The sequence below is a fragment of the Sandarakinorhabdus sp. genome (assembly GCF_031422795.1).
In the GTDB taxonomy this organism is placed as follows: Bacteria; Pseudomonadota; Alphaproteobacteria; order Sphingomonadales; family Sphingomonadaceae; genus Sandarakinorhabdus.
On sequence record NZ_JANPML010000365.1, the window covers coordinates 1 to 8,306 of the forward strand.

At 64.8% G+C, this 8,306-nt stretch carries 15 protein-coding genes; 14 read left to right on the plus strand and 1 reads right to left on the minus strand.

All coding sequences use genetic code 11. From position 1 onward, the window contains the following. On the minus strand, nucleotides 1-534 hold a 534-nt coding region (locus tag RMO81_RS12745; RefSeq protein ID WP_310476267.1), incomplete at its 3' end, for a pyruvate kinase. A gap of 75 nt (nucleotides 535-609) precedes the next feature. On the opposite strand from RMO81_RS12745, the gene RMO81_RS12750 reads away from it, so the two are divergent. The 14 genes from RMO81_RS12750 to RMO81_RS12815 all read left to right on the plus strand — a co-directional run. Continuing rightward, a complete protein-coding gene (locus RMO81_RS12750) occupies nucleotides 610-930 on the plus strand; it encodes a DUF1244 domain-containing protein (protein ID WP_310476268.1) in 321 nt (106 codons plus the stop codon). A gap of 34 nt (nucleotides 931-964) precedes the next feature. Beyond that, entirely contained in the window at nucleotides 965-1,204 is a 240-nt protein-coding gene (locus RMO81_RS12755) for a DUF2312 domain-containing protein (RefSeq protein WP_310476269.1), read from the plus strand. Nucleotides 1,205-1,219: 15 nt separating this feature from the next. Further along, nucleotides 1,220-1,861 carry a glutathione S-transferase family protein gene (locus RMO81_RS12760; protein ID WP_310476270.1) on the plus strand — a complete coding sequence of 214 codons (642 nt, stop codon included), beginning with the start codon at nucleotides 1,220-1,222 and terminating at the stop codon, nucleotides 1,859-1,861. A 50-nt stretch (nucleotides 1,862-1,911) separates the two neighbouring features. Continuing rightward, on the plus strand, nucleotides 1,912-2,400 hold the full coding sequence (locus tag RMO81_RS12765; RefSeq protein WP_310476271.1) for a 2Fe-2S iron-sulfur cluster-binding protein: 489 nt from the start codon (nucleotides 1,912-1,914) through the stop codon (nucleotides 2,398-2,400). Beyond that, nucleotides 2,393-3,169: an FAD binding domain-containing protein gene (locus RMO81_RS12770; protein ID WP_310476272.1), complete on the plus strand. Its 777-nt coding sequence runs from the start codon at nucleotides 2,393-2,395 to the stop codon at nucleotides 3,167-3,169. The genes RMO81_RS12765 and RMO81_RS12770 overlap by 8 nt, the downstream gene beginning before the upstream one ends. A gap of 12 nt (nucleotides 3,170-3,181) precedes the next feature. After that, nucleotides 3,182-3,502 carry a YbjQ family protein gene (locus RMO81_RS12775; protein WP_310476273.1) on the plus strand — a complete coding sequence of 107 codons (321 nt, stop codon included), beginning with the start codon at nucleotides 3,182-3,184 and terminating at the stop codon, nucleotides 3,500-3,502. Nucleotides 3,503-3,564: 62 nt separating this feature from the next. Beyond that, on the plus strand, nucleotides 3,565-4,305 hold the full coding sequence (locus tag RMO81_RS12780; RefSeq protein WP_310476274.1) for a YebC/PmpR family DNA-binding transcriptional regulator: 741 nt from the start codon (nucleotides 3,565-3,567) through the stop codon (nucleotides 4,303-4,305). A gap of 17 nt (nucleotides 4,306-4,322) precedes the next feature. Next, complete coding sequence (locus RMO81_RS12785; RefSeq protein WP_310476275.1) at nucleotides 4,323-4,724, plus strand: DUF4440 domain-containing protein; 402 nt, start codon at nucleotides 4,323-4,325, stop codon at nucleotides 4,722-4,724. A 39-nt stretch (nucleotides 4,725-4,763) separates the two neighbouring features. Continuing rightward, nucleotides 4,764-5,216 (plus strand): endonuclease domain-containing protein, encoded by a 453-nt coding sequence (locus RMO81_RS12790; RefSeq protein ID WP_310476276.1) that lies wholly within the window; start codon nucleotides 4,764-4,766, stop codon nucleotides 5,214-5,216. A 2-nt stretch (nucleotides 5,217-5,218) separates the two neighbouring features. Further along, nucleotides 5,219-5,710, plus strand: a complete 492-nt coding sequence (ruvC, locus tag RMO81_RS12795; protein WP_310476277.1) for a crossover junction endodeoxyribonuclease RuvC — start codon at nucleotides 5,219-5,221, stop codon at nucleotides 5,708-5,710. Further along, nucleotides 5,707-6,303 carry a Holliday junction branch migration protein RuvA gene (gene ruvA, locus RMO81_RS12800; RefSeq protein ID WP_310476278.1) on the plus strand — a complete coding sequence of 199 codons (597 nt, stop codon included), beginning with the start codon at nucleotides 5,707-5,709 and terminating at the stop codon, nucleotides 6,301-6,303. The genes ruvC and ruvA overlap by 4 nt, the downstream gene beginning before the upstream one ends. A gap of 12 nt (nucleotides 6,304-6,315) precedes the next feature. Next, nucleotides 6,316-7,329, plus strand: coding sequence for a Holliday junction branch migration DNA helicase RuvB (ruvB, locus tag RMO81_RS12805; protein WP_310476279.1), 1,014 nt, complete (start codon nucleotides 6,316-6,318; stop codon nucleotides 7,327-7,329). Nucleotides 7,330-7,367: 38 nt separating this feature from the next. After that, complete coding sequence (locus RMO81_RS12810) at nucleotides 7,368-7,910, plus strand: peroxiredoxin family protein (RefSeq protein WP_310476280.1); 543 nt, start codon at nucleotides 7,368-7,370, stop codon at nucleotides 7,908-7,910. 24 nt (nucleotides 7,911-7,934) lie between these two features. Next, nucleotides 7,935-8,306: aminotransferase class V-fold PLP-dependent enzyme (locus RMO81_RS12815; RefSeq protein WP_310476281.1), on the plus strand; the 372-nt coding region annotated here is incomplete at its 3' end.

Consider the following 8,306-nt stretch of genomic DNA (forward strand, 5'->3'; position numbering starts at 1 on the left):
CAGCGGCACCACCACGTCGGGCACATTCACGCCCTTGTTGTCCTTGATGGTGCCGGGCACTTCGACGATGCAATCAATGGCATCAGCGGAAACCGCCGTGGCGCGCAGCACGACCTTGCCATCGTCCACCAGCAGCCGGGCACCGGGGGTGAGCGCGGCGAAAATTTCCTTGTGCGGCAGGCACACGCGGGCGGCATCGCCCGGCGCCGTGCTGCGATCGAACCGAAAAGCCTGGCCTTTCACCAGTTCGGCGCCGTTGCCGGCCATCTTGCCCACACGCAATTTTGGCCCCTGCAGATCGGCCAGGATGGCAATCGGGCGGCCATTGGCTTTTTCCACTGCTCGCACGGCCTGGATCAGCTTGCCCTGGCTTTCGTGGCTGCCGTGGCTCATGTTCACGCGGAAGGCGTCGGCACCGGCGGCGTGCAGCTTGCTGATCATTTCTTCGGTGCTGGAAGCGGGCCCCAACGTGGCAAGCACCTTGACCCGGCGGCCACGTGGTTGAAGATGACCGGGTTGAAGATGTCGGCTCATGCAGGCGCCTTGTTGTTACGGAGCCGCATCCCTAGCGACTGATGTGGCGCAATGCCACAGGAGAGAGACAGGTCAATGACAATCCTGAGCGATGACGCAGTGCGGGAACAACTTGAAGCTGCAGCCTTCCGCCGGCTGGTGCAGCATTTGCGCCAACGCACCGACGTGCAGAATATCGACCTGATGGGCTGGAGTGGCTTTTGCCGCAACTGCCTGGGCGACTGGCTGCACGAAGAGGCCGAGAAGCTGGGCCTGGCGTTGAGCAAGGATGAGGGCCGCAGCCATGTTTACGGCATGGGCCAAGCCGAGTGGAAGCAACAGCATCAGCAGCCGGCAAGCCAGGAACAACTGGACCGCATGGCCGAATCGCTGGCGAGGAATGAGGCTGTCCGCTAACCGGCTTGCATCTCAATTTACTGCAGGGACCACCATGAGCGAAGAAAACGTGTCTGCCACCCAGCTGCGCCTGTTCATCGAACGCATCGAAACGCTGGAAGAAGAAAAGAAGGGCATGGCTGACGACATCAAGGACGTCTATGCCGAAGCCAAGGGCACCGGGTTCGACATCAAGACGATGAAGACGCTGGTGCGCCTGCGCAAGATGGAAACGGCCGCACGGCAGGAAGCCGAAGCGCTGCTGGAAACCTACCGCGCCGCACTCGGTATCTGATCCAAGGAAACCACGATGATCCTCTATGGCGGCAAGCTTTCTCCTTTCGTGATGCGGCCGTTGTTGGTCAGCCGGGCCAAGGGTGCCGAAGTCACGCTGGCCAGCTTTGAAGGCGGCATCAAATCGCCCGAATATCTGGCGCTGTGCCCGACGGCCAAGATGCCGTTGCTGGTCGATGGTGATCTGGCGCTGCCGGAAAGCCAGGTGATCGCCGATTATCTCGATCTGGCGCTGCCGGGGCCAAAACTGGTGCCGGCCGATGCTGTTGGCGCCGCCAAGGTGCGGCTGCTGGTGCGGCTGGCGGATACCTATGTCGTGCCGCAGCTGGGCGGGCTGTTCCGGGGCCGCGAACATCCGGCCGGTGTGCCGGATGCATTAAAGGGCATGGGCGAAGCGCTGTCTTACATCGAGCATTATCGCAACGCTGCCGATGAATTTGCCTATGGCAGCAGCTTCAGCCTGGCCGATGCGGCGCTGATCCCGCTGTTTTTCTTCCTGGATGCGCTCGACGGCCCGATGCCGACCAAGGCGCTGGTTGCCGCCCAGCCGGGCCTTGCCGCCTGGTGGGAACGCGCCAAGGCCAGCCCGCTGGGCGCGCAGGCCATCGCCGAACAGGCCGAAGGATTGAAAGCGATGATGGCTAGCCGCGCCGGCTGATTGCCGGGCGCGGATTGGCGCGATAGATTGGCCCAAAAGGGGAAACGCCGATGCAGATGACGCTGACCATCAATGGCCAAAGCCACAGCGTGGACGCTCCGGCGGCCGCGCTGCTGGTGGATGTGCTGCGCGACGATCTGGGCCTGACCGGCACGCATATCGGCTGCGACACCAGCCAGTGCGGCGCCTGCAATGTGCTGGTGGATGGCGTGGGCATGAAGGCCTGCACCATGCTCGCCGCGCAGGCGCAAGGGGCCAGCATCACCACCATCGAAGGCATTGGCAAGAGTGGGGGCACACTCGAAGCACTGCACCCGATGCAGCTGGCCTTCCGCGAGGCGCACGGCCTGCAATGCGGCTTCTGCACGCCGGGCATGGTGATGGCGGGCATGGAAATGGTGCGCAAACACGGCACCAGGCTGACGCCGGAACTGGTCACCCACGAACTAGAAGGCAATCTGTGCCGCTGCACCGGTTACATCAATATCGTGAAGGCAATTGTTGCCGGCGCGGCTGGGATGGAGGCTTCACATGCGTGATTTTGCCCTGCACCGCCCGGCCAGCGTTGCGGCCGCTGCCGCCGCCTTTGCCGGCACGGATGGCGAAGCCGTGTTCATCGCTGGTGGGCACACGCTGATCCCGGCGATGAAATCCCGGCTGCGCATGCCCGATGCGCTGGTAGATCTTTCAGGCTTGGGGCTGTCCGGCCTGTCCGTGGACGGCGGCCATTTGTGGATCGGTGCGATGACCACGCACGCCGACGTCGCCGCCAACGCCACTGCCATTCCCGGTCTTGCCGCTCTGGCCGCTGGCATCGGCGACGCGCAGGTGCGCAACCGTGGCACCATCGGTGGCAGCCTGGCCAACAATGATCCGGCTGCCGATTATCCGGCAGCAGCACTGGCGCTGGATGCAGTGATTGAAACCGATCGCGGCAGCCATGCGGCCGATGATTTCTTCCAAGGCATGTTCAGCACCACGCTGGCCGATGGCGAAATCATCACCCGCGTCGGCTTCGCGCTGCCGCAGCAATCATCTTATGCCAAGTTCCGCCATCCGGCGTCGCGCTATGCGATGGTCGGCGTTTATGTGGCCCGCCACACATCCGGCTGGCGCGCGGCGGTGACCGGTGCCGGCCCCGGCGTGTTCCGCTGGACGGATGCCGAAGCCGCGTTGAACGCTGGAACGGATACCGCCGGGCTGGTGCTGGCAGCGGACGATCTCAACAGCGATATCCATGCCAGTGCCGATTATCGCGCCCATCTGTGCGGCGTGATGCTGAAACAGGCGCTGGCTACCCTGATCTGAAGGGAACCGCCGATGATTGTCACCACGACCCCCACGGTAGAAGGCCGCCCCGCCACCCACTATCTGGGCATTGTTTCGGGCGAGACCATCATGGGCGCCAACATCTTCCGCGATTTCCTGGCGGGCATCCGCGACATTGTCGGTGGCCGCTCCGGTGCGTGGGAAGAGGTGATGCAGCAGGCCCGCAAGGAAGCGCTGCTGGAAATGCAGGAATATGCGGCCCGACTGGACGCTGACGCGGTGATTGGCGTGCAACTCACTTTCAACGCGCTCGGTGCGTCGGATTCGATGCTGATGGTCACCGCCAGCGGCACGGCGGTGAAGCTGAGTTGATTGCCGTTTCGCAGCGCGGTTGCTAAGTCCGCGGCCACACCCAATCGCAAAGACCAACGATCATGGCCGGCCACAGCAAATTCAAGAACATCATGCATAGGAAGGGCGCGCAGGACAAAAAGCGCAGCGCCCTGTTTTCCAAGCTTTCCCGCGAAATCACCGTGGCGGCCAAGATGGGCATGCCCGATCCGGCCAACAACCCGCGCCTGCGCGCCGCCGTGCTCGCCGCGCGAGTCGAAGGCATGCCCAAGGACAATATCCAGCGCGCCATCGACAAATCGCAGGGCGGCGACACGGCGACTTATGAAGAAGTGCGCTACGAAGGCTTTGGCCCGGGCGGCGTGAGCCTGATCATCGAATCGCTCACCGACAATCGTAACCGCACGGCCACCAACGTGCGCACCATCGTGTCCCGGAACGGCGGCAACCTTGGCGCTTCGGGCAGTGTTTCGCACGGCTTTGAACGGCTGGGCCTGATTGCCTATCCCGCCAGCGCCGGCAGCGCCGATGCCGTGTTCGAAGCCGCGCTGGAAGCCGGTGCCGACGATGTGCAATCCAGCGAAGACGGTCACGAAATCTGGGTCGGCATCGAGAGCCTGCACGAAGTTGCCCGCGCGCTGGAACCCGTGCTGGGCGACAGCGGCCAGGCCAAGCTGGGCTGGAAGCCGGGCACGATGGTGACCGTGGGTGTCGATGATGCCGTGCAACTGCTCAAGCTGATCGACTCGTTGGAAGAGGATGATGACATCCAGACCGTATGGGGCAATTTTGATGTGCCCGACGACGTGATGGCCGCGTTGTGAAGCTGGCGGCGCTGCTGATGGTTCTGGCCACTCCCGCCGCTGCCGATCCCGCTGCCGACATCAAGGCCGCCCGCGCGTCTTATAACGCCGCCATCGCCGCCCGTGATGTGGCCGGCGTGCGCGCGGCCCTGGGTGAGGGGTATGTCGGCATTGCTGGCAGCGGCGGCGAAGCCATCATCGGCGCCGATGCCATGGCCGATTATTTCGCCCGCGCCTTCAAGTCGCCGGGATTCCTGGGCTTTGCGCGCACGCCCGACGTGGTGACCGTCGCCAACCCACCGCAGCGCGCCATGGAACGCGGCCACTGGTCGGGCGGCAGCGTTTCGGGCCGGGTCAGCGGCGAATATCTGGCGGTGTGGGTGCCAACGCCGACGGGCTGGAAGCTGCGTAGCGAAACATTTGTGACGCTGGCGAACTAAACTCCCCTCCCCTTCAGGGGAGGGGTTGGGGGTGGGGAAGTGACGGACAATCACAGCCGGTTGCTGCTAGACCGCGCCCGCACCATGCGCAGCAATACAACGCCGTCCGAGCGCAGCTTGTGGACCATGCTCGGCGGCAGCCGTTTGGGTGGGATGAAGTTTCGCCGACAAGCCGTGATCGGCAATTTTATCGTGGATTTTCTTTGCCCGGCGTTAGCGCTGGTGGTTGAGGTGGATGGCGACAGCCACGACCAAACTGATCGAGACGCGCAGCGGGATAGACGGCTGCAATCCATGGGCTACACCGTGTTGCACTTTGCCAACTGGCAGGTGATGGAACAGGCCGACATGGTGGGGCGAGCGATCTTGACAGCTGCGGCTGAGTTGAAGCTGCGTTGGGAAAATGGACCACGTAATCAGCGGTTTGACTTCCCCACCCCCAACCCCTCCCCTGAGCCGCAGGCGAGCGTAGCTCAACGGGAGGGGAGTTGACTGTGCGCGCGATCCTCGGCCTTGACCCTGGACTGGCTGCAACGGGGTGGGGCGTGATCGTGGCCGACGGCAATCGCCTGAAGCACATCGCCCACGGCACGGTGAAAACGCTGGCCACCGCTCCCTTGGCGGAGCGGCTGGTGACGCTGCACGATGGGCTGATGGCGGTGATCGCCCAGTACGGTGTGACCGAAGCCGGCGTGGAGGAGGTGTTCGTCAACGCCAATCCGCAATCGACACTGAAACTGGGGCAGGCGCGCGGTGTTGTGCTGCTGTGTGCGGCGCGCGCTGGCCTCCCCGTGGCGGAATATGCCACAAGGCTGGTGAAGAAGGCGCTGACCGGGGTGGGCAGTGCCAGCAAGGATCAGGTGCAGGCGATGGTGGAGCGGTTGCTGCCCGGCGTGAAAGTGGTGGGGGCCGATGCGGCTGATGCGCTTGCCGTCGCCATCGCGCACGCGCATCTGGGCGCCAGCTCGCGAAAGGGTCTGATGTGATCGCGCGGCTGAAGGGCCTGGTCGACAGCGTTTCGGCTGATGCGCTGATCGTCGATGTGAACGGCGTCGGCTATCTGGTGCAGGCCTCGACCCGCACCCTTTCGGCGCTCAGCGTCGGCCAGCCGGTGGTGCTGCACATCGAAACCCAGGTGCGCGAAGACGCCATCACTTTGTTCGGCTGCGTGTCGGAATCCGAACTTGCCGCCTTCCGTGCGCTGATCACCGTGCAGGGGGTCGGCGGCCGGGTGGGCCTCAACATCCTCTCCGTGCTCTCGCCCGATCAGGTGGCACACGCGGTGGCGTCTGGCGATGCCGCCTCGCTGGCGCGTGCCAACGGGGTCGGCCCCAAACTCGCCGCGCGCATCGCCAACGAACTCAAGGGCAAGATGGGCGGCGTGGCGGTTGCTGCCGGTGCGCCGCTGCCGGTGCAGGCTGGCGCGCGCGTGGTTGATGATGCGGTGTCGGCGCTGGCTGCCCTTGGATTCCGGCCGATGGACGCCAGCCGCGCCGTTTCCGAAGCGCTGGCCGAACTGGGGGAAGGCGCCGCCCTGAACGAAGTGGTGCGTGTGGCGCTGAAGAAGAGCGCGCGCTAAGGCTTTGCCGGCATGACCGACGATCTTTCCCCCCAGCGTCGCCCCGACGACATCGATGCCGCGCTGCGGCCCAAGGGCTTGGACGAGTTCATCGGCCAGCAGGCCTTGCGCGAAAATCTTGGCATCTTCATCGCGGCGGCGCGCGGGCGCGGTGAGGCGATGGATCATGTGCTGCTGCACGGCCCGCCCGGCCTGGGCAAAACCACGCTGGCGCAGATCGTGGCGCGCGAACTGGGTGTGGGCTTCCGCGCCACATCGGGCCCGGTCATCGCCAAGGCCGGCGATCTCGCCGCCATCCTCACCAATCTCGAGCCGCACGATGTGCTGTTCATCGATGAAATCCACCGCCTGTCGCCCATGGTGGAGGAAATCCTCTATCCCGCCATGGAAGATCGGGTGCTCGACATCATGATCGGCGAAGGCCCGTCGGCACGCTCGGTTCGTATCGATCTGCCGGCGTTCACGCTGGTCGGCGCCACCACCCGTGCCGGATTGCTCACCACCCCGTTGCGCGACCGCTTCGGCATTCCGCTGCGACTGAATTTCTATTCGGTGGACGAACTGGAACAGGTCGTCACCCGCGCCGCGCGGCTGCTCGAACTGTCGCTCACTGCCGATGGCGCGCGCGAGATTGCCGCCCGCGCGCGCGGCACCCCGCGCATCGCCGGCCGCCTGCTGCGTCGCGTGCGCGATTTTGCCGGCGGCAAGCCAGTGGATCAGAAGCTGGCCGATGCGTCGCTCAGCCGGCTGGAGGTTGACCGCCTCGGCCTGGATGCGATGGACCGGCGCTATCTGATGATGATTGCCGATATTTATCGCGGCGGCCCGGTGGGCATCGAAACGCTCGCCGCCGGCCTGTCGGAAGCGCGTGATACGGTGGAAGACGTGATCGAACCCTTCCTGATCCAGCAGGGCCTGATCGCTCGCACGGCGCGCGGGCGGATGCTGAATGGGCCGGCGTGGAAACATCTCGGGCTGCTGCCGCCGGCCGATCAGGTGCAACTGCCCCTTCTCGACGAAGAATAGGCTGCAACCTTTGCCGCCACCGGCGCGAAAGGCCTTTCATGCGCATCATCCCCGCCCTCATCGCCCTTGCTGTCATCGCCGCTCCGGCTGCGGCATTCCCCGCCGTGGGGGACAAGGCGCCCGGCGTTGCCGCCGTGGACAGCACCGGCAAGGCCCGCACGCTGAAGCAAGTTGCGGGCCGCAAGGGCACGGTGCTGATGTTCTTCCGATCGGCGTCGTGGTGCCCGTTCTGCAAGGCGCAGCTGATCGCCATGAACGATAAGGCCGCCGAGGGGCTGGCCAGCCGCGGCTATGCGCTGGTTGGCCTGTCGTATGACTCGCCCGAGGTGCTGGCGAAGTTCGCTGCCGAACGCAAGGTGAGCTGGCCACTGCTGTCGGATCCGCAATCCAAGGTGATCGACGGCTGGCAGCTGCGGGACCCGGCCTATGCGGTGGGCAACAAGGCCCATGGCGTGCCGCTGGCTTCGGTCTATGTAATTGATAAGAAAGGTATCATCCGCGCCCGGTTGATGGAGGCCAATTACCGCGTGCGCCCGCAACCCGAAGCCGTGCTTGCCGCCGTGGACGCGCTGAGCCAATAAACGTCCCGCAACTGGGGGACTGACATGACATTGCCGATGGATATGGTGCGCGCGGCGTTTCCGGCGCAGGCGCGCGCAGAGGAAGGGCAGCCGCGGCGATATCTTGATGCGCCCGCCGGCACCCAGGTTGCGGGCCGGGTGGTCGACGCGATGAGCCACACGATGATTGCGGCCTGTGCCAATGATGGCGGCACGTTCCGCACATCGGTGGCCACCGGCACCATCGTCGAGTCCGCGCTGGCCGCCGCTGCCGCCCTGTTCAATTGCGCCGAAGACGAAGTGATCTTTGGCCTGAACACCACCAGCCTGTTCTTCCAGCTGGCGCCGCTGATTGCCGAGGGCTGGCAGGCCGGCGATAATATCCTGCTCACCCGCATGGATCATGATGCCAATGTC